General features: G+C 43.8%; 23 protein-coding genes and 5 tRNA genes. 18 read left to right on the top strand and 10 right to left on the bottom strand.

Going from position 1 to position 26,724, the window contains the following annotated elements; genetic code table 11:
• Positions 1-16: 16 nt before the first annotated feature.
• Positions 17-631: a hypothetical protein gene (locus tag V6C27_09110; protein MEG6616571.1), complete on the bottom strand. Its 615-nt coding sequence runs from the start codon at positions 629-631 to the stop codon at positions 17-19.
• Position 632: 1 nt separating this feature from the next.
• Positions 633-1,085 (bottom strand): MarR family transcriptional regulator, encoded by a 453-nt coding sequence (locus V6C27_09105; GenBank protein ID MEG6616570.1) that lies wholly within the window; start codon positions 1,083-1,085, stop codon positions 633-635.
• A 163-nt stretch (positions 1,086-1,248) separates the two neighbouring features.
• Here V6C27_09105 and rarD point away from each other — a divergent pair, with 163 nt between their 5' ends.
• From rarD to V6C27_09085, 4 genes are all read left to right on the top strand, one after another.
• Entirely contained in the window at positions 1,249-2,196 is a 948-nt protein-coding gene (rarD, locus tag V6C27_09100; protein ID MEG6616569.1) for an EamA family transporter RarD, read from the top strand.
• 160 nt (positions 2,197-2,356) lie between these two features.
• Complete coding sequence (locus V6C27_09095) at positions 2,357-6,676, top strand: acyl-CoA dehydratase activase-related protein (protein ID MEG6616568.1); 4,320 nt, start codon at positions 2,357-2,359, stop codon at positions 6,674-6,676.
• Positions 6,677-6,820: 144 nt separating this feature from the next.
• Positions 6,821-7,888 (top strand): endospore germination permease, encoded by a 1,068-nt coding sequence (locus V6C27_09090; GenBank protein ID MEG6616567.1) that lies wholly within the window; start codon positions 6,821-6,823, stop codon positions 7,886-7,888.
• 33 nt (positions 7,889-7,921) lie between these two features.
• Positions 7,922-9,337, top strand: coding sequence for an HD domain-containing protein (locus tag V6C27_09085; protein MEG6616566.1), 1,416 nt, complete (start codon positions 7,922-7,924; stop codon positions 9,335-9,337).
• Between the two features lie 56 nt (positions 9,338-9,393).
• Here the strand turns inward: V6C27_09085 and V6C27_09080 are convergent, their stop codons facing one another.
• Both V6C27_09080 and V6C27_09075 read right to left on the bottom strand, forming a co-directional pair.
• Positions 9,394-10,161 carry a hypothetical protein gene (locus V6C27_09080; GenBank protein ID MEG6616565.1) on the bottom strand — a complete coding sequence of 256 codons (768 nt, stop codon included), beginning with the start codon at positions 10,159-10,161 and terminating at the stop codon, positions 9,394-9,396.
• A 328-nt stretch (positions 10,162-10,489) separates the two neighbouring features.
• On the bottom strand, positions 10,490-10,753 hold the full coding sequence (locus tag V6C27_09075; protein ID MEG6616564.1) for a ribbon-helix-helix domain-containing protein: 264 nt from the start codon (positions 10,751-10,753) through the stop codon (positions 10,490-10,492).
• A 194-nt stretch (positions 10,754-10,947) separates the two neighbouring features.
• Between V6C27_09075 and fni the strand changes: the two genes are divergently transcribed.
• Positions 10,948-12,003 (top strand): type 2 isopentenyl-diphosphate Delta-isomerase, encoded by a 1,056-nt coding sequence (gene fni / locus V6C27_09070; GenBank protein ID MEG6616563.1) that lies wholly within the window; start codon positions 10,948-10,950, stop codon positions 12,001-12,003.
• Between the two features lie 25 nt (positions 12,004-12,028).
• Positions 12,029-12,901, top strand: coding sequence for a DegV family protein (locus V6C27_09065; protein ID MEG6616562.1), 873 nt, complete (start codon positions 12,029-12,031; stop codon positions 12,899-12,901).
• Positions 12,902-12,998: 97 nt separating this feature from the next.
• Here the strand turns inward: V6C27_09065 and V6C27_09060 are convergent, their stop codons facing one another.
• The 4 genes from V6C27_09060 to V6C27_09045 form a co-directional block, all read right to left on the bottom strand.
• The gene (locus V6C27_09060) at positions 12,999-13,238 is read right to left on the bottom strand and encodes a hypothetical protein (GenBank protein ID MEG6616561.1); all 240 of its coding nucleotides are present in this window, start codon (positions 13,236-13,238) and stop codon (positions 12,999-13,001) included.
• A 169-nt stretch (positions 13,239-13,407) separates the two neighbouring features.
• Positions 13,408-14,025 carry a hypothetical protein gene (locus V6C27_09055; GenBank protein MEG6616560.1) on the bottom strand — a complete coding sequence of 206 codons (618 nt, stop codon included), beginning with the start codon at positions 14,023-14,025 and terminating at the stop codon, positions 13,408-13,410.
• Between the two features lie 98 nt (positions 14,026-14,123).
• Positions 14,124-14,507, bottom strand: coding sequence for a DUF1540 domain-containing protein (locus V6C27_09050; protein ID MEG6616559.1), 384 nt, complete (start codon positions 14,505-14,507; stop codon positions 14,124-14,126).
• A gap of 36 nt (positions 14,508-14,543) precedes the next feature.
• A complete protein-coding gene (locus V6C27_09045) occupies positions 14,544-16,118 on the bottom strand; it encodes an ABC transporter substrate-binding protein (GenBank protein ID MEG6616558.1) in 1,575 nt (524 codons plus the stop codon).
• Positions 16,119-16,275: 157 nt separating this feature from the next.
• Here V6C27_09045 and V6C27_09040 point away from each other — a divergent pair, with 157 nt between their 5' ends.
• Positions 16,276-17,133, top strand: coding sequence for a TIM barrel protein (locus V6C27_09040; GenBank protein MEG6616557.1), 858 nt, complete (start codon positions 16,276-16,278; stop codon positions 17,131-17,133).
• Between the two features lie 177 nt (positions 17,134-17,310).
• On the opposite strand, the gene V6C27_09035 is transcribed toward V6C27_09040, so the two are convergent.
• Positions 17,311-17,793: an SPOR domain-containing protein gene (locus tag V6C27_09035; GenBank protein ID MEG6616556.1), complete on the bottom strand. Its 483-nt coding sequence runs from the start codon at positions 17,791-17,793 to the stop codon at positions 17,311-17,313.
• A gap of 170 nt (positions 17,794-17,963) precedes the next feature.
• Here V6C27_09035 and speE point away from each other — a divergent pair, with 170 nt between their 5' ends.
• The 10 genes from speE to V6C27_08985 all read left to right on the top strand — a co-directional run bounded on the left by speE (position 17,964) and on the right by V6C27_08985 (position 24,654).
• Positions 17,964-18,818, top strand: coding sequence for a polyamine aminopropyltransferase (speE, locus tag V6C27_09030; GenBank protein MEG6616555.1), 855 nt, complete (start codon positions 17,964-17,966; stop codon positions 18,816-18,818).
• Positions 18,819-18,832: 14 nt separating this feature from the next.
• A complete protein-coding gene (speB, locus tag V6C27_09025) occupies positions 18,833-19,693 on the top strand; it encodes an agmatinase (GenBank protein MEG6616554.1) in 861 nt (286 codons plus the stop codon).
• A 117-nt stretch (positions 19,694-19,810) separates the two neighbouring features.
• Positions 19,811-19,886, top strand: a tRNA-Asp gene (locus V6C27_09020).
• Between the two features lie 22 nt (positions 19,887-19,908).
• A tRNA-Phe gene (locus tag V6C27_09015) sits at positions 19,909-19,984 on the top strand.
• Positions 19,985-19,995: 11 nt separating this feature from the next.
• Positions 19,996-20,070, top strand: a tRNA-Gly gene (locus tag V6C27_09010).
• 4 nt (positions 20,071-20,074) lie between these two features.
• Positions 20,075-20,163, top strand: a tRNA-Leu gene (locus tag V6C27_09005).
• A 13-nt stretch (positions 20,164-20,176) separates the two neighbouring features.
• A tRNA-Cys gene (locus V6C27_09000) sits at positions 20,177-20,251 on the top strand.
• Between the two features lie 224 nt (positions 20,252-20,475).
• Entirely contained in the window at positions 20,476-21,975 is a 1,500-nt protein-coding gene (locus tag V6C27_08995; protein ID MEG6616553.1) for a response regulator, read from the top strand.
• Positions 21,968-22,768, top strand: coding sequence for a cache domain-containing protein (locus V6C27_08990; protein MEG6616552.1), 801 nt, complete (start codon positions 21,968-21,970; stop codon positions 22,766-22,768). The genes V6C27_08995 and V6C27_08990 overlap by 8 nt, the downstream gene beginning before the upstream one ends.
• Positions 22,765-24,654, top strand: coding sequence for an ATP-binding protein (locus tag V6C27_08985; GenBank protein MEG6616551.1), 1,890 nt, complete (start codon positions 22,765-22,767; stop codon positions 24,652-24,654). The genes V6C27_08990 and V6C27_08985 overlap by 4 nt, the downstream gene beginning before the upstream one ends.
• A gap of 321 nt (positions 24,655-24,975) precedes the next feature.
• Here V6C27_08985 and V6C27_08980 read toward each other — a convergent pair whose 3' ends face one another.
• Positions 24,976-26,046 (bottom strand): ATP-dependent 6-phosphofructokinase, encoded by a 1,071-nt coding sequence (locus tag V6C27_08980; protein MEG6616550.1) that lies wholly within the window; start codon positions 26,044-26,046, stop codon positions 24,976-24,978.
• A 107-nt stretch (positions 26,047-26,153) separates the two neighbouring features.
• On the opposite strand from V6C27_08980, the gene V6C27_08975 reads away from it, so the two are divergent.
• Positions 26,154-26,630: a hypothetical protein gene (locus tag V6C27_08975; GenBank protein MEG6616549.1), complete on the top strand. Its 477-nt coding sequence runs from the start codon at positions 26,154-26,156 to the stop codon at positions 26,628-26,630.
• The last annotated feature ends 94 nt before the right edge of the window (positions 26,631-26,724 follow it).

Below are 26,724 nucleotides of genomic sequence, written 5' to 3'. Positions count from 1 at the left end.
CTCTCCCCATAATTCTTTACTGATCAAATTTCACTAAATACTTAGAAATAATATTTATTTTGCCCTTTTGTTGATAATAACCTAAGATGGCAAATATTAATGCTCCCAAGGTATCTAAAATAATATCCGTCATGGTGTCATCTAAACTGCCCCTTTGCATGAAGAAGCCAAAACACTTGTCCATAAAATATTCGTAGATTTCCCAGATGGCCCCCATGGCCACCGCAAAGCAAAAGGAAAAGAAAGCCACAAAAACAGGGCTTAACTGAATGTTCATTTTGGTACTGCTATTTAAATAACTAACGATTAAGAATCCAATATTGCCAAGGATTAGCCCGGAAAAGCTGTGCAGCATTTTGTCCCACCACCAAAACCGGTCATAGAACTGGTGCAACTCCCCGAGGAAGATGGCGGCGTAAATAAACAAAATCAAAACTATCTCAAATTCACTGGGTATTTGTAAGTTAAATTTTTTCTCCACAATAGAAGGCAGTAACATAACCAGTAACGTCAAAATGGCCATGGCCAAATAGGTCCAATTTTTATCTATGATTGCTATTAGTCCAGCAATTATTATTGAAAGACGGATAACAATAAAAATCCATAGATTTTTCTTATTAGATTTGCCCATTTTACTCCTTCTCAACTATACTTATTTTTTGTAATAAGCTGTTAAGCTTTTTTAAGCCCAAGATAATATCATCAAAATCCTTTTTCGCTTCACCAACTACTTGTTGGGATATTTTTTCATTGAGGGATTTATCTATTGCGAGCACCGTTTTTTTGCCCCGGTTGGTTAATGCCAGTTTAACTACCCTTTCATCCTCCTGATCTCTAACCCGCTCTAGATAACCTTTACTCTCCAATTTTTTACACATGGTGGAAATATTAGCTCCGGCAACGCTGAGACTATTGGCTAAACTGCCCACAGTATGAGATTTATTATGATATAATTCCATAAGTATTCTGGCCTGCATCATTGTAAGGTGATGTTCTTCACACACTGGGCTAAAGGCGTTGTTCATACTTTCGGCAATTTTTCTGGTATAATCCCACATGGTGTTTTTGAAATCAGAAACTTTCATTGGACCCCTCCGTTTGAAATTATATATATTTTATAGTATATATAATATATATTTCCTGTCAAATTTGGGGACTGGTATATAAGTTTTTTGGTTGCAATAATACTGATATAAAATTAAAATAACTTTATTGCTTTAAAAATTAAAAGATGTTGAGGTAAATGCTATGAAGTTACAAAAGCAAAGTGAGCAAACATTAGGTGTGTTATCCGTTGCCATTGCCTATTTTTTTTGGGGAATATTGCCCATCTATTGGAAGTTTGTCCAAAGCGTCCCTGCCACCCAGGTATTGGCCCATAGAATTTTTTGGTCCTTCATTTTTGTGCTGGCCCTTTTATTGGTTAGCGGTCAGATAAAAGCCTTTTTTGCGGATTTTGTGGACATTGTTCACCACCCCAAAAAATTTTTTTTAGTTTTTGCCGCTTCGGCCATTGTCAGTGTCAATTGGCTTACATACATATGGGCTGTTAACAGTAATCATGTAATCGAAACCAGTTTAGGCTACTATATTAATCCATTAATTAGTGTTATGTTAGGGGTTATTGTGCTAAGGGAAAAACTTTCCCTTTGGCAAATGGTTTCCTTTTGTTTGGCACTAATTGGAGTGTTAATAGTTACCCTTCATTTTGGCAGTGTGCCCTGGATTGCCTTAACATTGGCCATCAGCTTTGGTTTATACGGCTTGCTTAAAAAGACCATCAGCTACGGTGCGCTGACCGGATTAGGCTTAGAAACGCTATTTATCACCCCCTTTGCGCTGATATTTTTAACTTATGTTCACAATCAGGGGGGCGGTGCCTTTGGTGGTTTAAAGATTTCAGCCTTATTAATGGGTGCCGGGGTAGTGACTGCGATACCATTAATTTTGTTTGCTAGCGGGGCCAAACGGTTACCCCTTTCGGTGGTTGGCTTTATTCAGTATATCGCCCCCACCATTGCCCTGCTGTTAGGGGTGTTCTTGTATCACGAACCCTTTACAAAGGTACATTTGGTGTCATTTGTTTTTATTTGGGCAGCATTAATAATCTTTTCTCTGTCCAAAACAAATTATTTTATCCAACTGGAATCGCTGCTTGTAAAAAGAATAATGACTGGGAAAAGGGAAACATACTAGGGTTTCTCTTTTTCTAGATTTTAGATGCTTCCTTTTTATCAACATTTTAAGTATAGTTAAAATTGACGATAATTATTGAACCTAGTAAAGAATAGATGATAATATATGGAAAAGGTAAAGCTAATCAAATAGTTAGTATGCAATCAACTGGAGGAGCTAAATGGATAAAAGGTTAAATGTTGGACTGGACATTGGTTCCACAACTACAAAAATAGTTGTATTAAATCAAGAGGGTCATGTTATCTTCAAAAATTATTTCCGACATTTTTCAGATGTAAAAAAATCAGTGGTAGCTGTATTTGAAGAGGCTAAATCGGTGCTAAAGAATAACCCGATAACTTTGATGGTTACCGGGTCCGGCGGTTTCAATACCTCTAAAAAGCTAAAGGTTACCTTTATACAAGAGGTCATTGCCTGTACCAATGCCATAGAACGCATCATACCGAAGACAGATGTGGCCATCGAACTGGGTGGCGAAGATGCTAAAATTACATATTTGGGAGATTCGGTGGAGCAAAGGATGAATGGAACCTGTGCCGGTGGCACCGGTGCATTTATTGATCAAATGGCTGCCCTGTTACAGACTGATGTTGCTGGTTTAAATGAATTGGCTGCTCAACACCAAAACATTTATCCCATTGCCTCTAGATGTGGTGTTTTTGCAAAAACTGATATTCAGGCGTTATTAAATGAAGGGGCCAACAAAGAGGATATTGCTGCTTCGGTTTTACAGGCGGTGGTAAACCAAACCATCAGTGGTTTAGCCCAGGGTAGACCCATTAAAGGCCGTGTGGCCTTTTTGGGTGGTCCGTTACACTTTATTCCTGAATTAAGAAAATTGTTTGTCAAGACATTAAAGCTAAGGGACGATGAAGTAATTTATCCTGATTACTCACAGTTCTTTGTGGCCCTAGGGGCCGCCTTGTCCGGTAAAAAAGAAACTCCTATTTTCCCAAAGGATTTATACCAGAGATTGACAGAAATTAACAACTGGGAAAATGAAGAAGAGAAGACACTGCCAGCTTTGTTTGCCAGCCAGGACGAATATCAACAATTCCAACACCGGCACGGCCAGCATCGAGTAAAAAGGGTGGATTTGGCCAATTATCAAGGCAATGCTTACTTAGGGATCGATGCCGGTTCCACCACCACCAAATTGGCCTTGATTAGTGAAGATGGTGCTTTACTCTATTCACATTACGGCAGCAATCAGGGTAGGCCACTGGAGTCCACCATCGAGGCCTTGGCTGATTTGTATCAGCAAAAGAGTGATGCTGTTAAAATAGTAAATTCTGCTGTCACCGGATATGGGGAGCACTTGATTAAAGCGGCCCTCAAAATAGACATTGGGGAAATTGAAACGGTGGCCCATTATAAGGCTGCGGAATTTTTCCTGCCGGGCGTGGAGTTTGTGTTGGATATTGGTGGCCAGGACATGAAAAGTCTGGTGATTAAAGATGGCAACATCGATTCCATTATGTTGAATGAAGCTTGCTCTTCGGGCTGTGGATCCTTTATCGAAACCTTTGCTCGTTCCCTCAATATGGAAGTTAAAGATTTTGCTCACTTGGGGGTTAGGGCTGAAAACCCGGTGGACTTGGGTACCCGTTGCACCGTGTTTATGAACTCCAAAGTAAAACAAGCCCAAAAGGAAGGGGCTACCGTTAACGATATTTCTGCTGGTATTTCCATATCGGTGATTAAAAATGCACTCTTTAAAGTAATTAGATTAAAAACCGCTGAAGAACTGGGTGAAAAAATAGTTGTTCAGGGCGGTACATTTTACAATGACACAGTGTTGCGGGCGTTGGAGCAAATTATTGGTAAAGAGGTTATTCGCCCGGATATTTCGGGTATTATGGGTGCCTTTGGAGCGGCACTAATTGCCCGGGAGCGTTATCAAGCCGGTTATCAAACAGATCTTTTACAGGGTGAGGAGTTAAAACAATTAACCACCGAAACCACCATGAGACGCTGTGGCTTATGCGGCAACAATTGTTTGGTGACCGTTAAACATTTTTCCAACGGCGGAGAATTTATCTCTGGCAACCGTTGTGAGCGGGGCGAAGGCAAAGAACGGGTTAAAAGTGACATTCCCAACCTCTATCAATATAAGTATCGGCGCCTATTTAGCTACAAACCGCTGGCGGAAGAGGACGCCCCCCGGGGAACCATCGGTATACCCCGGGTGCTAAATATGTATGAGGACTATCCCTTCTGGTTTACCTTTTTTACCGAGCTGGGATATCGGGTGGTGCTTTCCGGTCGGTCATCCAAAGAAATTTATGAACTGGGTATGGATACCATTCCGTCGGAATCGACTTGTTATCCAGCTAAGTTGGTTCACGGACATGTGGTGGACTTGATTAATAAAGGGGTTAAAAAGATTTTCCACCCCTGCATACCTTACAATATTCCGGAAGATCCAGAGGCGGATAATAAGTTCAATTGTCCTATTGTAACCTCTTATCCAGAAACCATTAGCGCCAATATGGATATCATTCGCGAAAATAATGTCACTTATTATAAGCCATTTTTACCCATTGATATGCCCAAGCGCATGATCAAACGTTTGGCGGAAGAATTGGCAGCGGAAAATTTACCCCGCCTTGCACTGGCTAAGGCCGTTCACAAAGCCTATGCTGAACTGGAACGCTTTAAGCAAGATGTGCGGGCCAAAGGGGAAGAAACCATTAAATACATTGAAGAGCATGGCATTAAAGGGATTGTGCTGGTGGGCAGGCCCTATCACATCGACCCAGAAATAAACCACGGTGTGCCGGAAATGGTTGCCTCCTACGGCTTTGCGGTGCTTTCTGAGGATGCCATCAGACACCTAGGGAAGGTTGAAAGACCGATCCGGGTGGTGGATCAGTGGGTTTACCATAGCAGACTTTATGCAGCCGCCAGTTATGTGGCCCAACATAAAAATTTAGAGTTAATTCAACTTAACTCCTTTGGCTGTGGTTTAGATGCGGTGACCACAGACCAAGTTAAAGAGATTTTAGATTGCTATGGCAAGATATACACTGTGTTAAAAATAGATGAAATCAACAACTTGGGTGCGGCCAGAATTCGCCTTCGTTCTTTAATTGCCGCCATTAACGAACGGGACAAGAATAACTTCCAACCCCGTAAGCTATACCAACTGCCGGCCAGAACAATCTTTACTGAAGAAATGAAGAAAAATCACACCATTTTGGCACCCCAAATGTCACCCATTCATTTTCAGTTTTTAAAAACTGGTTTTAGAAAGGCTGGCTATAACATTGAGGTGCTACCGGAGGTGGACAAAGAGGCCGTCGATGTGGGTCTAAAATATGTGCACAACGACGCCTGTTATCCCACCATCATTGTGGTTGGTCAACTGATGGAAGCATTGCAATCCGGTAAATACGATTTAAACAACACCTCGGTAATTATTACCCAAACCGGTGGGGGATGTCGAGCCACCAACTATATTGCCATCATTAGAAAGGCCCTTCGGGACGTGGGTTGGGGGCATATTCCGGTAATTTCCCTCAATACCGCCGGGCTAGAAAAAAACCCTGGCTTTAAAATTACCGTGCCAATGTTTAACGATTTACTGATGGGGATTGTGTACGGCGATTTGCTGATGCGGGTGCTGTATCGGGTGCGGCCCTATGAAAAGGTGCCTGGTTCCGCCGACCAGTTATACCATCACTGGGTTGATAAGTGTATTGCAGCATTAAATGACAGTGATAAAAAACAATTTGCAGCTAATATTCATCAAATTGTCAATGACTTTGATAACTTGCCCATTAACGAAGATGTGGTTAAACCTAGGGTAGGGGTAGTGGGAGAAATTCTGGTTAAGTATCACCCCACAGCCAACAATAATATAGTAAGACTGTTGGAGGCCGAGGGAGCCGAAGCGGTGGTGCCGGATTTATTAGACTTTTTCCTATACGGCGCCTATGATCAGAAAATAAAGTACCAGCAATTATCAGGAGGTTTTTGGAAAATGGTTGGCGGCAAATATTCTATTTACCGCTTGGAATCCTATCGCAAAGAAATGAGAAAGGCACTGGCCGCCAGCAAACGTTTTGAACCGCCCAAAACCATTGATGAGATAGCCAGATATGCTGAAAAGCACCTGTCGCTGGGCAATCAGACCGGAGAAGGTTGGTTTTTAGTGGGTGAAATGGTAGAACTTATTCACAGTGGGGTCAATAACATTGTTTGTTTACAGCCCTTTGCCTGTCTGCCCAACCATATTGTGGGTAAGGGGATGATCAGAGAACTGAGAAGGTCGTATCCCAGCTCTAATATAGCGGCCATAGACTATGACCCCGGAGCCAGTGAAGTCAATCAGTTAAACAGAATTAAACTGATGTTGTCAACGGCCTTTAAGAATTTGGGGCAAAAAAATAACCCAACCTATCACAGCGAAAAAGTTAGCCAAAAATTAACTACAAACCTACTGCCCCAGGCCAATGCTAAGGAACAACTTTTGTAGTGGTCAATCAACTGATTACTTATATAAATAGATTTGTCTAATCAACGGATATATATTAGATCCGTTGATTTTTTTTGACATTTTCAACATATAGTAATTAAAGTTAAGATGGGAAATGATAACCATGGGGGGTTATTGTATCCGATGGTTCAAATTTCCAACTTCCAACTAATGGTTATGGTTTTTAGCACCATGCTGGCCAATGGACTAAACGTTTTACCCCGGCTGGCGGCGGGATTGGCAGGGCCCGGTGGCTGGATAATTGTACTATTGCAGGGTCTGGGGTCTATATTGGCGGTAATTGCGTTGGTAAAGGTATGCCGCCAGTTCCCAGATGCCAGTTTTGTCAACTTAAACAAGCGGGTCTTTGGTGGCGTGATTGGTACTTTAGTGGGGTTAATTATTGGCATTGACTTTATATTCGAGGCCGGAAATGTGGCCAGAGGGGTGGTCAATATTGCCATCACTTCGGTTTATTCCCAAACGCCCATTGTGGTGCTAATGGCGCTGGTTATGGCAGTGGCGGTGTATGCCGTTTATCAGGGCATAGAAGTGCTGGCCCGGACCAACACAGTGCTGTTTGTGCTAAAGTTGATGGCAATAATAATATTAACACTACTGACCATACCGGCGCTTGCCAGTGACAACCTGTTGCCCCTCTGGGATCGCGGATCGTTACCCTGGGCAGAGGGTTTGGTTAATATTCAATCAGCCTATTCGGGGTTTATCATTTTGGCCTTTTTATATCCTTATCTAAATAGCCACCGGGGCACGGGGAAGATGGCCTCTTTGGCGCTACTGCTGGTTACCATTGCCTATGTGGAAATGACAGTGGTTACAATTGCTTTATTTAATAGTTGTGAAGTGTCCCGGGAAATTTGGCCCACCATATCCTTTATTCGGGCGGCGCCATTTCCCATGGACGCGCCCTTTATGCTGGTGTGGGTAACCAATGCCTTTAGTGTCATTGCCGGTTGCTTGTATATCGCCAGCGAGGCGCTAAAGGAGGTTCTTAAACTGAAGGATTATCGTTCGATACTATTGCCCTCAGCGGTGATTGCGATGACCATCGGTGTCTGGCCCCGAAACCTGGTGGAAGTGGGAGAGCTAAGCACCAATATCGCCTATGTCGGTGTTTTTATACATATTGTACTACCCTTTGTACTGCTGGCGGTGATTACTATAACAAAGAAGCAGCAACCCAAACCATGAATGTGATAGAATGGCCCTAAGGAGGGTTTGGCAATGCTAAGGATAATGACTGTTATAAAAAGTGCGTTGCATGATTACGGTGCCACCGGTTATATTGTCGGCGGTTTCGTGCGGGATAGGTTGTTGCAAATTGACACCAATGATTTAGACATTGTGGTGGATAAAGATGTATTTGTGGTGTCCCGGGCGGTGGCAGAGAAGCTGGCCGGCACCTTGATCGTGCTGGATCGAGAAAACCAAGTGGCCCGGGTGGCTATAAAACAACAGTCCGGCAGAACGTTACACCTAGATTTTTCTGCCCTTAAAGGTGCCACCATTGAAGAGGATCTCAAACATCGTGACTTTACCATTAATGCCATGGCTATACCTTTAATGGGCGATGGCAACCAATTGATAGATGATGTTCAAGGCAGAAGTGATTTAAAGGCTAAAAAAATAAGGATGGTCAGTCCCCAGGCCTTTGCCGCCGACCCCCTGCGCATATTGCGCGCCCTGCGGCTGGCAGCCCATTTAGATATGGAGATAGATGAAGCAACATTAAAGGCCATGGCTGTCAGTGCGGAAAAAATCAGTGCCATCAGTGGTGAAAGGATATGGGAAGAGCTAAGTCAGTTGCTGTTAAATGCTGACAGTTATCAGTATATACGACTGGCTAACGACCGCGTAGATTTATGGCGGTATATTTTTCCCCAGGTAAATGAGATGAGGGGGACGGAGCAAAATTTTTATCATCGGGATAACGTTTGGGAACACAGTCTAAAGACCCTTTGCCAATTAGAAGGGATTATTGCTTCGCCACCCCTCAACCACAGCATCTGGTCGGAAGTGGCGGCAGATATAAACAGAAAGCTGGCCGCAAATCGTTCTTATTTAGTGGTGTTAAAATTGGCTTGTCTGCTCCATGATGTGGGCAAGACAATCACCCAAGGCAGACGCCCAGACGGACGCATTACCTTCTACGGCCATGACAAAGCGGGGGTTAAATTTGTTAAGGATTTTGCCCAGCGGATTAAGCTCAGCAAGGTAGAAAAAAGTGCACTACTGACATTGGTGGAATACCACATGCGGCCGCTGGCGCTATTTAACCAGCCTAAAGTATCCGCCGGGGCCATGTACCGTTTGTTTAGTAAACTGGATAATTTGATTAACCATTGTCTACTGCTCTCGTTGGCTGACGTCACCAGCACCTATTTATCCACCGATAATTTTGAAAAACTGGATCAGTACCGGCAATACATTGGGCAAATGTTTCACTTAGCCATCAATGAACCGGAAAAATATGTTCACCCCCCTAAGCTGGTGACCGGTCACGATTTAATGCAGCACCTGGGGTTAACCAGTTCCAAAGAAGTGGGACAGTTGTTGGATGAGATTTCGTTGGCCCAGGTTGAAGGGCTTGTCCAAAGTAGAGAACAGGCTTTGGCGTATATCAAGACTAAACTTAAATAAAATAATAAATCATACTACATGACACAAAACAAGCGGGCATAGAGATGCCCGCTTGTTTACATATCAGTACTATTAAGGTACGCATTCTCTTGATCAATTTGCGCAGCCGGTTGTTGTTCCTTTTCCTTTTTAGCTAAATAAATGTACATTAATATGCAATAGCCGATAATCACTCCCAGTGTTGCCACGGCGGCAATGCTACCTGTCTGTAAGTGTTTGGTGGTCAGGGTAATTTTGTTTTGCTCACCCAAGTGAATATCCCATACATAGGTCTTATCTTCTCCATTGCCCGGCAGCACATGGGTAGCGTTATGCTTTACCATAGGTTTACTGGTGGTATACATCAATTTTAAATTGGCGTCTTTAATTAAAATTCTTGCCAATTTCTCCTCTTCGGAACCCCTTTGGCCGTATATATTAGATAAATCAATATTGGTATCTAACTGTAACCAGTGATAAAAAAGGCCTTTGTTGATTTGAATGGGGGCATTATTGCCGGTGCGACCTAAACCCAAAACACTTGTTAAGTCAGGAATTTGTGTCACAGAATCCACATGTCTTTCGGCTGTGTAGCCAACGGCGTTATCCGTCACCAAATCCTTTACCGAAAAGCCATTTAACAACGCCAATTGTTTTAAATCTTCAATGGGATTGGCCCCTTGATCGCTAATTAATCTCGTTGCCAACGCACTGATACTGACTTGATATTGAATATCTGCTGACTGATCATGGTGTTCCTTTATGTTGATGGTGCAGTTGACACAACCAGTGCCACCCAGTACAACCAGTACCAGCACAAAGACCAACGTTCTTTTGAAAAACATTGACGCTGTACACCCCTCTATAATAATGAAATACCTTTATAAATCTATTACAGAGGGAGTAATTAAATGAACATTAATTTGGCCGTTCCTTTAATCAGAACGGCCCCTTTGATTGACTCACATTGCACATTGATTTAACATATTCATATAAGTAGTATTTACTTACCATTAACTAATTGTTATTTAAAAGGATTACATAATGATATATGGTATGATTTTAATTTTACTCTATAGATTCACCTCCCTTTTTCTTAATTTTAATATATGACCAAACAAAGTGCTTTAGAACATTTACCGCCCACTAATGGTTAGGGGATTGTTGACAGCACTACCTTTTATAACCTCCCAACTGAAGTAGGGAGTTATAATAATCTTCGTCGGCAGATGTACCACTATTTAAACCACCATTGACGGCTTTTTTTATTTCTGGTTTATCCTCTGTAGAAGTCATATCTTTGCGTATTAACAGCCGGATATATTTACTGCGGTTAGTTTCTTCAAAAGTGTCCTGATTGATTTCCTGTATACGTCGGTCTAAATAATCCACCAAATCTATGGGTAGGCTAATGGTGATGGTTTTGTTTTTTCTCATCGGTACCTCCCTTTCCAAAATTTACTTGCTTTATATAAGGTATATGAAACTGTGCTATTAAAAAATAACCTTTAATTAAAAACCCATCATTTTTAGAATATTTCGCAGTTAACTTATTTCAAAAACCTTGTCAAATATAGTAGAAAAAAGTTAAAATAGTTGTCAGTGTAGTGATGGAAAGGGGTTCTCGCATTATGAGACAGTCCCGTAAAATTGATCATATTAATTTTGCTCTAGCAAACGTAGATAAACAGGCTGCCGGTTTTGCTGATGTTAAATTATTGCATTGTTCACTACCGGAACTAAATTGGCATGACATAGATACATCTTGTCAGTTTTTAAGCAAAAAACTATCGGCGCCAATACTAATTAACGCCATGACCGGTGGTCATCCGGCGGTTACAGAAATCAACCGCAGTTTAGCCAAGGCCGCCAGACAGGCGGGCATTGCCATTGCCCTGGGATCACAGCGGGCAGCATTGGAGGATATTTCCGTTGCTAACACCTTTAAAGTGGTGCGGGAAGAAAACCCCGATGGTGTGGTGATAGCAAATTTAAGTGCTGGCTGTTCATTGGCAGAGGCCCAAAGGGCCGTTGAGATGGTACAGGCCGACGCCATTCAGTTGCATGTAAATGTGCCCCAAGAGTTGGCCATGCCCGAAGGTGATAGAGAATTTAAAGGAATATTGGCCAATGTGGCTGAAATTGCTAACCAGCTGCCGGTTCCGGTGATTATTAAAGAAGTAGGCTTTGGTATGTCCCGGGAAACAGTGAGCCAGATTTATCAAACAGGCGTCAGAATTGTTGATATTAGTGGTAGCGGCGGCACCAATTTTATTGCCATTGAGGAAGGTCGCCACAATGATTGCGTGACAGATTATGCCGGTGATATTAGCGACTGGGGTATACCAACGGTGATCAGTATTATTGAAGCAATGGAGACGGATTTGCCCCTGGTAGTGGTGGCTTCTGGGGGGGTGCGCAGTTCCCATGACATTGCCAAGTCGTTAGCGCTGGGCGCGCGTGTGGCTGGCATTTCGAGGCCGCTTTTACAAACCTTGATGGATAAAGGCGAGGAGCAACTTAACCAGCATGTTAGACAATTAATTATTGGGTTGCGTAAAATAATGTTAATGTGCGGGGCGGCAAATGTTGCCGAGTTAGCCAACGTGCCGGCCATTATTACTGGCCAGACCTCCCAATGGCTGCGGGTGCGAGGTATAGACATAAACAAATATGCACAAAAATAGTTTCACAGGCAAAAACATTAAGGAGGTGAATCTTTTGACTACTGACAACAAACAAAAAATAGCTGTGGTCACAGATAGTACCGGCGATCTTTCAGAGCAACAAATAAAGGAATATGATATTAAATTGTTACCATTAAAAGTTGTATATAGTGATAGACAATACATAGACCGAGTGACCATTCAACCGGATGAGGTGTATGCCAGCTTTGAAAAAGAAATTCCCACAACTTCGATGCCATCACCGGGCGAAGCGCGGGCAATGTTTGAGCAATTGGCCCAAGAGGGATTCACTGATGTGATCTCCATTCACATATCCAGTGGTTTAAGTGGCACCTATCAAATGGTTAAAGCGGTGGCCCAGCAGATGAAAGATAAAATTAATATTGAAGTTGTTGATTCCAAGGCACTTTCTTTGGGTTTAGGCTTTTTAGTATTGGAAGCCCAAAGTATGATCAGTAGCGACCGCAGTTTTGAAGAAGTTGTCACCAGGGTGCGCCAACTGCAACAACGGATTAAGGTGTTTTTTGTGGTGAAAACATTGGAGTTTTTAAGAAAAGGTGGCCGCATTGGCTATGTGGCTGGCACCATTGGTGAAATGCTTAATGTTAAACCAATTATCTCCATCAATGAGGAAGGCAAATACTATACCTACCAAAAGGTGCGGGGCAGAAAGAAATCCTTAGATATGCTGGTGCAAATCATTAAAGAACAGGCAGCGGGTAAAAACATTATCGCTGCAGTGATGCATGGCGATGCCGAGGAAGAAGCCCGGGGAGTGAAGGAAAAGCTTACATCGCCTAACATAGACATTCGCGGTTTCGGTCAAATTAGTCCTGTGATGGGGGTTCATGCCGGCCCAGGCCTAATTGGCGTGGCTTTTTACGAAGCCATGGAGTAAGCGGAAATTGCTGGAATTTTGAATTTTGAATGGCTAGTTTTTAAATAAGGGGGCGGGTCTTTTGGAGACCGCCCTCTTATAGTAGTTCAAATGATCTTTAAGAAATCTTTTGCACCACGTCCTGTTTTTGACGTTTGTTGTGGCTTTCTTCGGCATACTCGCTGGCAATTAAATAAATGCTAACCCAAAGCTCATGTTCATTGGGTTTTCCCCTTAATTCGTGAGACACATCCTTATACCGCTTATCCACCCGATCTTTAAAATTAGAGAATTCTGATAAAACATCAATCACGTCCTTTTGATTATAGGTTACCCCTTCCTTTAAAACCTTGGCCATTTTATCCCCTCCCAAGTCGGCTACTTCATTATTTTAATTTATTACAACAATTATAAGATTTATGGAAAAAATTGTTAAGGGGGAATAAATGTCAAAAGCTAATAGCTTTTGTTGAGATAGTGCGGGATAAAAAAATAAAGCGAGGCCTAGGGCCTCGCGGGCTTAATTATCAATATTGATAACCATAACCGGTACTGCTGTATTGGTTGGTGCCAAACCTTTGCTGTTGGCCCAACTGATTGTATTGGCTAAAGGGTTGTTGCTGTGGCTGACGCGGTTGTTGTTGAATGCCATACTGCTGTTGATTTTGCAATCCCATCTGGTTATATTGGCTAAAGGGTTGTTGCTGTGGCTGACGTTGTTGTTGAATGCCATACTGCTGTTGATTTTGCAATCCCATTTGGTTATATTGGCTAAAGGGTTGCTGCTGTGGCTGACGTTGTTGTTGAACGCCATACTGCTGTTGATTTTCCAATCCCATTTGGTTGTATTGGCTAAAGGGTTGCTGCTGTTGCATGCTAAATTGCTGTGGTTGAATTTGGCTAAACTGATTTAACGATTGAGCTTCACTGGAAAGTTGATTTAGCCTTTGATTAGCCTGTTGACACATTTGGCTAATTTGCTGTAGTTTCTGAGCGGCGCTTGCTTCAGCTTGTTGCATGTTTTGCAGTTGTTGGTGATTGCTTTGTTCCGACTGGGAGAGTTGACTGGCCATTTGTGATATGGTGTTTAACTCTTGGCGCAAGTTGTTTAACTGCTGTTGCATTTGCTGCATTTGTTGCATCATTTTACTTTAATACCTCCTACATGTTATGTAATTTTGGAACAATGCCTAAATATAGTATGTGTTACTAGTAATAGGATATAACTGTAAGTTTTTACCACTTATTTCAAAGTGAAGGTTTGGCAATTGGTATCCTGACATTCGTCTGCGTTATTTCCGGTAACAGTAATTGTTTTAGCTAAGCATAAGTTGCCCTCTTCCCAATATTTGCAACTGTCCACAATGCAACTAACAGAAGGGGTAATTTGTTGGCCAGCTCTGACTGGGCCAGATACCAGTCCGCTCCAGTTCACATTATCCATCGAACCCAAGTAACTGGTGATTCCACCTCGTTTATAAAAGGTTTTACACTGAGTATGGGGGGCGGCTCGGGCCATGTTTTGGGGTTCCTCGTGCAGAATGTCGATGTTTTCTGCACCACATAAATTACCAGGTAACCAGTGGGTACAACTGTTAACTTCGCACATTACCGTTGGCTGTGGCATACCATCACCTCTTAATATTTAGCATGCCTTACAGGTTTAATCTTTATGCATTGTATCAAAACATAATCCACCCACAGCATTATAAGTTATATCCCTAACCTTTGGGGTGGTGATGGTAAAATCACACCCGTAATTTAACACAACCCACGGAGCCTCTTGCAAAATAATCTGCTGGGTGTGATAATAAATGGTTTGCCGAGACTTGCGATCAGTAACTTGTTGAGCGCTGGCCAGCATTCTGTCCACCTGGGGGTTACTATATCTGGTTACATTTAACCCTCGATCAATTTGCGGGCTGGTTAACAAGGGGTAAAGGATATTGTCCGGATCTCCGTTATCACTGGTCCAGCCATAGAGAAAACAGTGGCCTTGCTGTTGCTTTAGGGCTGCTTTGTATTCAGACCAGGGGTAAGCTTTGATATTCACAGTAATGCCCATGTCAACCAGTTGTTTTTTGATGGCCAGTGCCAATGCTTCTCCCCCCACCGAGTTATATGGCATCGGTTGTTGATAAGTAATTAAAGTTATCGTCATGCCGTCGGGATAACCGTTTTGCTGTAATAACTCCTTGGCGGCAGTGGGATTGTAAGGGTATTGGGTTAATTTATCACTGTGCCCCAGCATATTTGGCGGAATATAACTTTCGGCGCTGGCAAATCGGTTGTTGTACAAGTCTTTAATCAGTTGCGGCCGATCTAAAGACATTAGCACAGCCCGCCGGATGCGACTGGAGTCAAAGGGGGGCTTGTTGTTATAGAAACCCAAATAATTAATAGATAAATTGGGTTGTTGAACAACAGTTAGCCGCTGTTGCTCTGCTTTAGCCACCTGGTCCAATGGCGCATTGGTGATGATGTCCGCTTTGCCGGTGGCCAACTGTTGATAGCGTTGTTCAGCATTGGCTTCCACTTTAATGTGTACTTGTTTAGTTTGGGGCGACCTTTGCCAGTATTTCTCGTTGGCCGCTAATATTAAAGTGCCATCTGGTTGCCACTTTTCCAGGCGATAGGGTCCGGTGCCAACGGGGTGAGTGCCAAAATCAGCCCCAAAATTGGCCACCGCGGTGGGACTGACCATCGGTGCCGCCCAAGGCATGGCTAAATTATGCAGAAAGGGAGCATAGGGATATTTAAGAATAAACTTAACGGTGTAGTCATCAAGGATTTCAATTTTATCCACCATGCCAAAGGCCATTTCAGCATAGGGCATGGTTTGTTTATTGACCATTACCCGTTCCACCGAGGCTTTCACTGCTTGGGCATTAAAGGGGGTGTCATCGTGAAACTTTACATCCCGCCGCAAGGAAAATATCCATTCTTTGCCCTTTTCCTTAACCTCCCATTTAGTGGCCAATGCCGGTTCAATATCTGTAGACTGGGGTTGATATTTAACCAATCCCTCATAAATATTATTGATAATCATTGCCGATTGCCGATCGGTGACTTTGGCTGGATCAAGGGTGGTGCATGGCTGTGGTATCAGCACCGTCAGCCGCTGCTCATTGCCAAAGTCAGAAATAGTTTGCACCACCTGCCGATTTTCTAAGGCTATTATCAGGAATAAAAAAATCACCAATACAATCAATTGGCGCAGCCATTTGTTAACCCACATTAAGTAATGACCTCCCAGTAACAAAAAGAAATTTATTAACTTGTATTCTTCCAGATATTTACTTTTACCTGCCCCAGGCAAATTGTTACAAAAACATTGTTATTTTTACCATTTCACAGGTAATATATAGATACAACAGTTATTGGAGGTAATAGTTATGCCTATTAGATTCGGTGCCGCCGGCAATCCCGATTCTTTTTATCAGCAAGGAAATAAAAGTTCTTTGGCCATGCCAGCTTGGTTGGCGGCCCAGGGGCTTACTGCCTATGAGTATCAATGTTCCCGGGGGGTACGCATTAAGGAGGAGTTTGCTGAAAAGTTGGGCGAGCTGGCCCGGGCAAATAATATTGCGCTCAGCATTCATGCGCCCTATTACATCAATTTAAGCTCTGAGGATCCCGACATAATAGAAAAAACCAAAGGTCACATTCTAAAATCAATGCGGGCCGCTAAGTGGATGGGAGCCACCACAGTGGTGATGCACCCCGGCGGTGGGCCTGGCAAAGACCGGATGGCCAGTTATCAGCGGGCTAAGGTGGCGCTGGCCAATGTATTAAAGGAGGCGGTAGCGGAGGGGTTAAGTAACATTAAAATAGCTGCCGAAACCATGGGTAAAATCAATCAAATGGGCTCGCTGGATGAGATTTTAGATCTATGTACAGTGGCGGATAACGTAGTGCCCTGTGTGGACTTTGGTCATTTGCACGCCGTCAACCAAGGAAGTTTAATTGATAAGAAAAAGTTTGCTGAAGTGCTGGACAAAATTGAGGCCGCTTTGGGGTCAGATGTGTTAAAACATTTGCATGTTCACTTTAGTCCCATTGAATTTACCAAAGCCGGTGAAAAAAAGCACCATACCACTTTAGAGACAGAATTTGGTCCAAATTTTGCCCCGCTGGCGGAGTTGCTGGTGGAACGAAAGCTGGAACCCACCATCATTTGTGAATCTAACGGCCGGCAAGCAGAGGATGCCTTAATTTATCAAGGTATTTATCAAAGATTAAAAGGAAATTAGTTATTGCTTATCATTCATCACAACAGGTAAAGACTTTTGTAGACCCTCGATTCATCGGTCCCGGCTTTAGTGGGCTTGATGAATCAAGCCCCTACATATGAATTTGAGCCCTTTTGTTAGTTACCTGCGCCCCGACCCAAACAAAAACCCGAGGTGGTTGGCCTCGGGTTTTAGTTATTAACCGTGAATCTTTACGTTTTCTCCTGCATTGTTGCGCAGTGCTTGGGCGGCTTCCTCGGCCCGATCGGTTTTTACTGCCACTAAAGCTTTACCTTGTCTGACATCCTCTTCCAGTTGTTTGCTTTCAGCTTCTGGAATGCCAAAGTCCACCAAGCCACCAGCCAAGCCACCGGTGGCAGCTCCCGATAACATACCGGCAATTGGTCCGGCAGCCACAAGAGCTCCGAGACCAGGGATGGCCAACGCACCGGCACCAACAGCCAGCCCAGCTAAAGCACCCAGGGCGCCGCCGGTGGTGGCACCATCACTGACAGAATCTCCACCGGTCATGTTGCCCATTTGCATGCCTTGATTTTGACCGGCATTGTCTTGTTTTGCCACCACCGAAATTTCCTTTTCAAAGCCTTCACTCCGCAACTGGTTTACCGCTTTTTCTGCCTGCTCGCGGTTAGCGAAAGCAGCCACAACTGTTTTGCTCATAATCTACCTCCTACATGGGTAATTTAAATATAACCTTCAAAGGATATATTTCCACCTTTTATGTTTAGATATTCTAATTTAAAAATGGTTTATTTTTTGACACCATTTGATATAATATGATGTGTTTGTGGTAAAATTGGTACCAATGGTAGATAAAGGAGGATTTACAATTGTTTGATAACAATGAAAAACATGTATTTGATTTATGGGCAACCGAACAACAAACCCCACATATGCGCTTGGGATTGCAGGTGAAAGAAACACTGCATAGCGAGCAGACACCATTTCAGCACTTAGCGGTGGTAGATACCTATAACTATGGTCGCACCTTATTTTTGGACGGCATTATTCAAACCACTGAGAAGGATGAATTTGTATATCACGAAATGATTACCCACCCTGCACTGAACACCCATGGCAGCCCCAAGCAAGTGCTGGTAGTTGGTGGCGGTGACGGTGGTACCATTCGCGAAATTATTAAGTACCCCACTGTGGAAAAGGCCACTTTGGTGGAAATTGATGCCCGGGTGGTGGAAAATGCCCGTCAGTATCTGCCCAGCATTAGCTGTGCCTTGGATGATCCCAAAGTGGAAGTGCGTTATGAAGATGGTGTTAAGCATGTGCAAGATCACAAAAACACCTATGACGTGATTTGCGTTGATTCTCCAGATCCCATCGGCCCAGCCGTTGGCTTATTTGGTAAAGAATTTTATCAAAATATTTATGAAGCCTTAACAGAGGACGGGGTATTTGTGGCTCAAACCGAATCACCTTGGGTTAATAAAAAGCTAATGAGACGGGTGCATGATGACATTGCCAGCATTTTTCCCATTACCCGGGTTTTATTGGCTTTTATTCCCACCTACCCCACCGGCATGTGGTCCTTCACCATGGGTTCCAAAAAGCATGACCCATTGGAAGTGGTGGCCAGCAAATTCCCAGGCTACCAAACCAAGTATTATACTCCGGAAATCCATAAGGCAGCCTTTGTGCTACCGCCCTTTGTCCAAGCCATCTACAAATAAAGGAGAGGCCGGATATGCTGCCACTGGTGGAAAAGTACAATGATTTTATGGGTAGTACGCCCAATTATAATGATGCAAAATTAATATTGGTGGGTGCCCCGATGGATTTTACCACTAGTTTTCGCCCGGGTACCCGCCAGGGCCCTCAACAAATTCGTTTAGTATCCTATGGGCTAGAAGAGTACAGCGTCTACCAAGATCGGGATTTGGCTGATTGCCAATACCATGATGCCGGAGATGTGGCCATACCCTTTGGCAATGTCGGCGCCAGTTTAGACATCATTGGTCAAACCATTGGGCAAATACTGACCGATCAAAAGTTACCCTTTTTATTGGGTGGAGAACATCTGGTTAGTCTGCCAGCCATTGACCAAGTGGCTAAGCATTACCCCGGCCTAGCACTGCTCCATTTTGATGCCCATGCAGATTTAAGGCCAGAATACATTGGCGAAACCCATTCCCATGCCACAGTGATCCGCCGGGCGGTAGAATTGATTGGTGGCCATAACGTTTATCAATTTGGTATTCGTTCCGGCACCAGGGAAGAGTTCAGGTATGCCAAAGCACATACCAATATGTTTATTGATCAGCTGCTGGAGCCACTCAGTCAACTGGTGGAACAACTCCAAGGGCGACCGATTTATGTAACGTTGGACATAGATGTGGTGGACCCCGCCTTTGCCCCCGGCACCGGTACGCCGGAACCCGGTGGCTGTTCCTCTAAAGAAATTATCCAGGCCATCCATATGTTAGCACCATTAAATGTTGTGGGCATGGATTTGGTGGAGGTAAACCCTCTGTTAGATCATTCAGACAGAACGGCGTTATTGGCGGCTAAGCTGGTGCGAGAAATGATTTTACAGTTTGCTGTGTAGAGGCGGGGTTTCATCCCCGCCATGGAATGTTTCTTTAAAAATAAATTAAAATTAACAATTGACAACGTCTCGCAGTTTATGTATACTAGACTATGTCAGCGGGAGCTGATCCCACTTGGAACTGTGGTGTAGTGGTTAACATGCCGGCCTGTCAAGCCGGAGATCGCGGGTTCAAGTCCCGTCAGTTCCGCCAACAAGTTATCAAAGGTTATCATGCCACGGTAGCTCAGTCGGTAGAGCAGAGGACTGAAAATCCTCGTGTCGGCGGTTCGATTCCGTCCCGTGGCACCAGAAAATAATATGCGGAAGTGGCTCAGTGGTAGAGCATCGCCTTGCCAAGGCGAGGGTCGCGGGTTCGAATCCCGTCTTCCGCTCCATTGTGCCGGAGTGGCGGAACTGGCAGACGCACAGGACTTAAAATCCTGCGATGAGCGATCATCGTACCGGTTCGATTCCGGTCTCCGGCACCAATTAGATATTATTGGCGGCATAGCCAAGTGGTAAGGCAGAGGACTGCAAATCCTCCATTCCCCAGTTCAAATCTGGGTGCCGCCTCCATTAAGACTTCCTAAACTATAAGGAAGTTTTTTGTATTTTAGCAGCCTTACAACCCGTTGTTTTAAATAACAACGGGTTTTTTTATATTTTTAAGATTGTTGTAATAAAGAATTAACCATTATGGCAATTTTGCGAATTTATTGAATTTGTTATGCAGGATAAAAATGATAATGGTCGAAGTACCATTAAAATTACAATGGCATTTTTTCTTCAGGAACGAGGTGTTGAGAATTAAACAAGGAAATTTTGGTACTAATGCACATGTTAAAGTACTGGTTGTGGATGATATGCTGCTACATCTACAGACCATCAAACTTTATTTGGAATTGGCTGGTTATCAAGTGATTTGCGCCTCCAACACCAATGACGCCTGGCGATTAGTGATGGAAGAATGTCCGGATTTGGTGATTTTAGACGTGATTATACCCGGGGGCAACGGATTAGAGTTGATGGCAAAAATAAAGCAACAATTCCCCAACATCGGTGTAATTATTATGACTGCCTATGGCAATGAGGATGTGGCGGCCAGCGCCATTAAGTTGGGAGCGCTGGATTATCTGCCTAAGCCGGTGCGGTACAATACCCTAGCTAACTTAGTGTCCCGGGCGCTGACGAAACAACGGCAGCTTAGTGAACAGGCGGCCCATGTTAGCACTTTAAAACATGCCTATGAAGAATTGCAGGTCAGTGCCGATTCCATTCTGGGTTGTCTTTCGGCAGCGGTGGTGGCGGTGGATAAAAACCTTAACATAAATATTTGCAATCGCTGGGCTAAAGAATTTTTCCTCAACGCTGATATTGATGTTATTGGTTGCAATTTTTATCAGGCGTTTCCCTGTTTTAGACAATTGGGGTTATTAAAGTATACCTTGGAAAACAACCGACGGGTGCGAAATTACGAGGCGGAAGTGGACACTGTTAAGGGCATTAAAATTCTAAACATTAACACCGATCTAATTTATGATCACCGGGGCCAACAATTGGGGGCGGTGGCGGTAATCAACGATGTGACCGAACTTAAACAGAAGGAACATCTATTGCAAGAGAAAGAGAAGCTGGCCATTGTGGGACAAATGGCTGCCTGCATGGCCCATGAAATTAAAAACCCATTAACAGCCATTAAAGGCTTTGTGCAAATTTTAGCCAGCAAAGCCCTTGATGACAGTGCCGCTAACTATATCAGCATAATTAACAGCGAAATTGAGCGGATGAGTGAAGTAATCCGAGATTTTCTGTCATTGGCCAAACCCCAACCCCCCCAGTTTGTCGAGGCAGACATTAATTTACTGATCCAAGAGATGGTGCTAATTTTTCAGTCCCAAGCGCTGATGAAAAATATTAATGTTGCTATCGATTTGGCCGAAAATGTACCGCCAGTGGCAATTGATATTGGCAAATTTAAACAAGTGCTGTTAAACCTAACCCAAAATGCTCTGGAGGCCATGGACAAAAATGGCACCATAACCATTGCCACCTACTTTTTATCGGATCAACGGGAAATTAGGTTAGATGTAAAGGACACCGGCTGTGGCATTCCCCCAGAGAAAATTAAAGATTTAGGGATGCCCTTTGTCACCACAAAATCAAACGGCACCGGCCTGGGGTTATGCATTACCTTTAGCATTATTGAACAACACCGGGGACGGGTAGTGGTGCAGAGTGAGGTCGGTAAGGGCACAACTTTTTCGGTTTACCTGCCCATTAAGGATGGGCAATATGAATAAAGGTGTTGGTTTTAAGTTAATTACCATTGTATGTCTATCGATGCTTTTGCTGGGTTCAATTAATATTTACATAAACTACAGTCGCGAACTGGAACTGGATTATCAGGAAAAGTACCAAGAATTTGATCTGGTGGCGGATGTTATAGAAAATGATATCCAACGGTGGTTAAATTGCCGGGAAAACGAAGTGATCTTAATGTCTAAGGACCCCTTGCTGCAACAATATATCAATGCCCTGGGAACAGCCAATGAAGGGGCGCTGGCGGCCAAACAGCGGCAATATTGGTTGGATATGCAAACCCAATATGGCAGCTATGATGAAATTTATTTGATCACTGCCAGCGGGCACATTATGTTATCCACCGACCAAAGTCGCATTGATACTGCAAGACCGGTTGACGATCTGGTAAAGCTGCCTTTAAGCACTGGGAGCATTTGCTTTCAAGATGCCTATTATTCGCTCAAAAATAATCAACATAGCATTGCCTTTTCCATTCCGGTGATTAATTGGGCGCAGCCGTATTGGGTAGAGTACGCCGGGGTGCTGGTGTGCCGCATCAATATTGATGAGGTTGTTAATCCCCTATTAAACAGCCGGATGAACTTAGGTGAAACCGGTGATGTGATTTTAATTGACAAAGAGCGCGCTGTTTTAACAGGCTTAAGAAATCAGATTGATTCAGCCCGGCATGTTAAATTAAACAGTGAATTGGTGACAAAGGTTAGCCGCGGCGAGGAAGGCACATGGCGGGGCATTGGTTATAACGGAAAAGAGATTATCGCGGTGTATTGAGACCGCTGGTGGTTATGGCTGAAAATGCCCGGAACTTTTCACGGGGTGACTTTTCTAAACGCATTAGGGTGGAATCTAAGGATGAAATTGGGACATTGGGCGATGCCCTAAACTTTATGGCCCGGGGATTGAGCGAACAATTTCAAATGCAGCAAAATAGACAATTAATTTTGGAACAACTGGGTTCAACCATAGAGCTCAATGCGCTGCTGAGTAACGCCTTTGGGAAAATTTGCAGCACCATGGGTTTTCAAGTGGGGGCGGTATTTTTAGTTGATGCTGAAGGAAAAAGGTTGGTGCGGCAAGCCCTTTACTGCCCCGGTGAAGAAATGTTAACACAACGGGAAGAATTAAAGATGGAAGAGGGTTTAGAAGGGCTGGCGGTAACCACGTTACAACCCCAAATACTAAAGGACATACTCCCGGACACTGCTTATGCAGTCAATTGGTTGGGTGGTAATATCAAACCCGCTGCCATAGTGGCTGTGCCACTGGTTTTTAATGGCCAAGCCATTGGGGTGGTTAGTTTAGCGGCTTTACAGCCAATCACTGACCAGCAACTGGCAGAACTGTCCGATCTCTGTTCTTTGGCGGGAGTGGCAATAAACAACGCCTTATCCCACCGACGGGCGGTGGAATTGTCCCACAGACTACAGAGAATGAATGAACAACTGGTGCACCAAAACGAGGTATTGAATGCTCAGAGTGAAGAATTAAAGGCTCAATCGATAGAATTGCAAGCCTATGCCGAAGAAATGCGAGCCCAAACCGAGGAACTACAAGCAACCAGCCATGAACTGCAGCTAAAAAATGAAGAATTACTGCGATTAGGTAGGCAGAAGTCTAAATTTATGGCGGCATTATCCCATGAACTGCGGGCGCCATTAAATGCTGTGATTGGTTTTTCCGACGTACTGTTAGACAAAGTGGTTGGTGATTTAAACTCCAACCAAGAAAAATACTTGCAGGAGATAAACGTCAGTGGGCAACACCTGTTAAATTTGATCGATGATCTATTGGATTTAACTAAGCTGGAAATTGCTGAGATGGAATTACATTTTGCGGCAGTGGATCCAGCGGATTCTTTAGAGAAGGCACTGGCAATGGTACAGGCCGATGTGCAGACCAAACAATTGCAGGTGACTAACCAACTTTGTCAGCATCGTTATACAGTTTGGGCAGACAGAGATAAACTGAGGCAGGTGTTTTTGAATTTATTGACCAACGCGGTGAAGTTTACTCCCTCCGGTGGTAAAATCACCATTTCTGCCGCTGGTCAGAACAATATGTTAGCTATCAGTGTTGCTGACACTGGCATTGGTATTGCCCAGCAGGACCAAGAAGTAATTTTTGATGAATTTAGGCAGGTGGGCGCCATCTCCAAGGAATACGGTGGTACCGGTTTAGGGTTGGCCATTGCCAAAAACCTGGTGCAACTGCATGGTGGTAGCATTGGCGTGACCAGTGAAGAGGGCCAGGGGGCGGTCTTCACCTTTACATTGCCAATGGTTTCGGATGATGTGCGGTATCTAAAAAAGCCAGCGGATAGAGATGTTTTACTGGCTGAATTGGCCAAAGCCAACGGAGGTAAGTCGGCAACAGACACTACGGTGTTGGTGATAGATGATGATTATTCGGTGAGGGATTATTTGGCCACCGTCTTAAAAAAAGAGGGGTACCGGGTTATTATGGCTGACACCGGTCAACAAGGTATAGAGTTGGCCATCGGCAGTAACCCAGACATAATTATCTTAGATGTTGTTATGCCCCAGGTGGACGGTTTTGCGGTGATGGGTGCCTTAAATAAAAGTGGCTGTAGGCCAAAGGTAATTATCTACACTTCCCAAAGTTTGACATTGGCAGAAAAACAACGGTTAGAACGGTAGATTAGAGTTCTCAGCCGGTGTCTTTTGCCTGGTTTGATTTTTATTCACCTGTTGAGATAAAGGTTACGGTAAACCCGGCGCCTGCTGCACCGCTCACTTTGGGGATAGTTTCGCAGACCGAACTAAGCTCATCCGGCTGTCTCCGGCAGCCTCCTTCGCTAACTTCGGTTCGCTGCTCAACTATATGTCGTTCGCTTACTGCAGCAGGCGCCGGGTTTTTTAATTAACCTTTTATCTAAAAAACAAAGGCAAAAGACACCTGGGTTTCGTTTGGATGTTTCGGGGGTTGGTGCTAAAACCGACCGCTACAGTTTGTTACCACTAATCGCCAAAGGAGATCCCGATCTTTCGGGCGGTGTTAACTAAATCGCTGTCCACCGCGACGGTTTTAATACCTTTGGTTGCTTCAGCCAAGGGGACTGGGGTCACTTGGTTGTTATCTAAAGAAACCACATAACCGTACTGTTCTTTGGCCACTAAATCCATGGCGGCAGCACCGTATAGGGTGGCAAGGATGCGGTCATGGGCTGTGGGACTGCCTCCTCGCTGCAAGTGTCCCAACACAATTGATCTGGCCTCCCGGCCGGTGATTTTTTCTAACTGGTTGGCCACCACGTCGGCAATACCCCCCAGCCTTAAAGGGCTGCCCTCATGGGAGCTGTTTTGATAAATGGCTTCTCCACCCTCTGGCATGGCCCCCTCTGCCACCACCACCAAGCTGAACTTTTTGTTATGGGCTAACCTTTCGTTGATCTTGTCCACAATTTTTTCATACCTAAAGGGTATTTCCGGAATTAAAATTACATCGGCTCCCCCAGCCAGTCCGGAATAAAGGGCGATCCAACCGGCGTTGCGTCCCATCACCTCTAGGCAGACAATGCGGTGGTGGGATTCTGCGGTGGAATGTAACCTATCTAACGCTTCGGTGGCATAGGCGTAGGCAGTATCAAAGCCAAAGGTTTGGGAATTATTTAACCGCAAATCGTTATCAATGGTTTTGGGACATCCAATCACCGGCAGGCCCTTTTGGAATAAATCATAACCGATGCCCAGTGACCCATCGCCACCAATGACGATTAAACAATCGGCATGTTCTTTAATGGTTGCGATACATTGGTCCGATTTATCTTCATACCGATCGTTTACCCAGTAGTGAAAGGGATTATCTCGGTTGGTGGTTCCTAAAATGGTGCCCCCCCGGGGCAAAATACCCGATACGTTTTTTTCTGTTAAGTTAATCAGTTGTTTTTCAATGACCCCTTTAAAACCATCCAAAAAGCCAATCACTTGATAGTCATATTGCCTAATGGCTGTTTTTACAATGGCCCGTATCACTGCATTAAGCCCTGGGGCATCTCCGCCACCGGTTAAAACCGCTACTCTTTTTTTCAATCATCACACATCCTTAAAATGTTTTTTTATACATTATACCAGTTTAAAAGGATATGTTAAATTTTAGTAGAATAATATTATTAAACTTAATCAAGGAGTGCAGAGCTGTGAGTGAAGCGTTACGTTTTACCGTTCTTAAAGAATATATGCAAAAAAATAAAATAAAGCTCAATCTGGATAACCGCAAGAGTATAGAGTATTACAATCGCCAAGTGGCCGATGGGAAAGTGACATTATCTCGGCTAATCATTGGCCTTTATTACCTGTCCCGGTTGGCGGGACTGGGTTTAATACTGGGCTTGTTTTTTATAGTTTTTATTGATCCCTGGTTATATGGACTATTAATTTGTTTGACCTCAGTTTATGTGCGCTTCCGAGCGTGGAAGTATTTAAAGACTCAGGCGTTACAATATACCCATCAACAGGCGCTGACTTCGGAAGAGAATTTTAAAAAACTGTATCAGAACAACACCTTTACGTTAAAAAATAATGAAACCGGCAAAACGGTGCGTCATCCTGAAAAGTGGGTGATGGTGTTGCCTAAAAAGTTAGAAGTACAATCGGAATTGGCTAGTGTAGAGTAGTTTTTAATTTCAAACTACTGGGCTTGTGATACAAGCCCATTTTTGCATTTTATGGCTCTTCTACAAAAAAATTATTTTTAGTAGTTATTTTAAC

Source organism: Peptococcaceae bacterium 1198_IL3148 (genome assembly GCA_036763105.1).
GTDB lineage: Bacteria > Bacillota > Desulfotomaculia > Desulfotomaculales > Desulfohalotomaculaceae > JBAIYS01.
The sequence above is the reverse complement of the archived record's forward strand: the minus strand, read 5'-3'. Positions and strand labels throughout refer to the sequence as shown.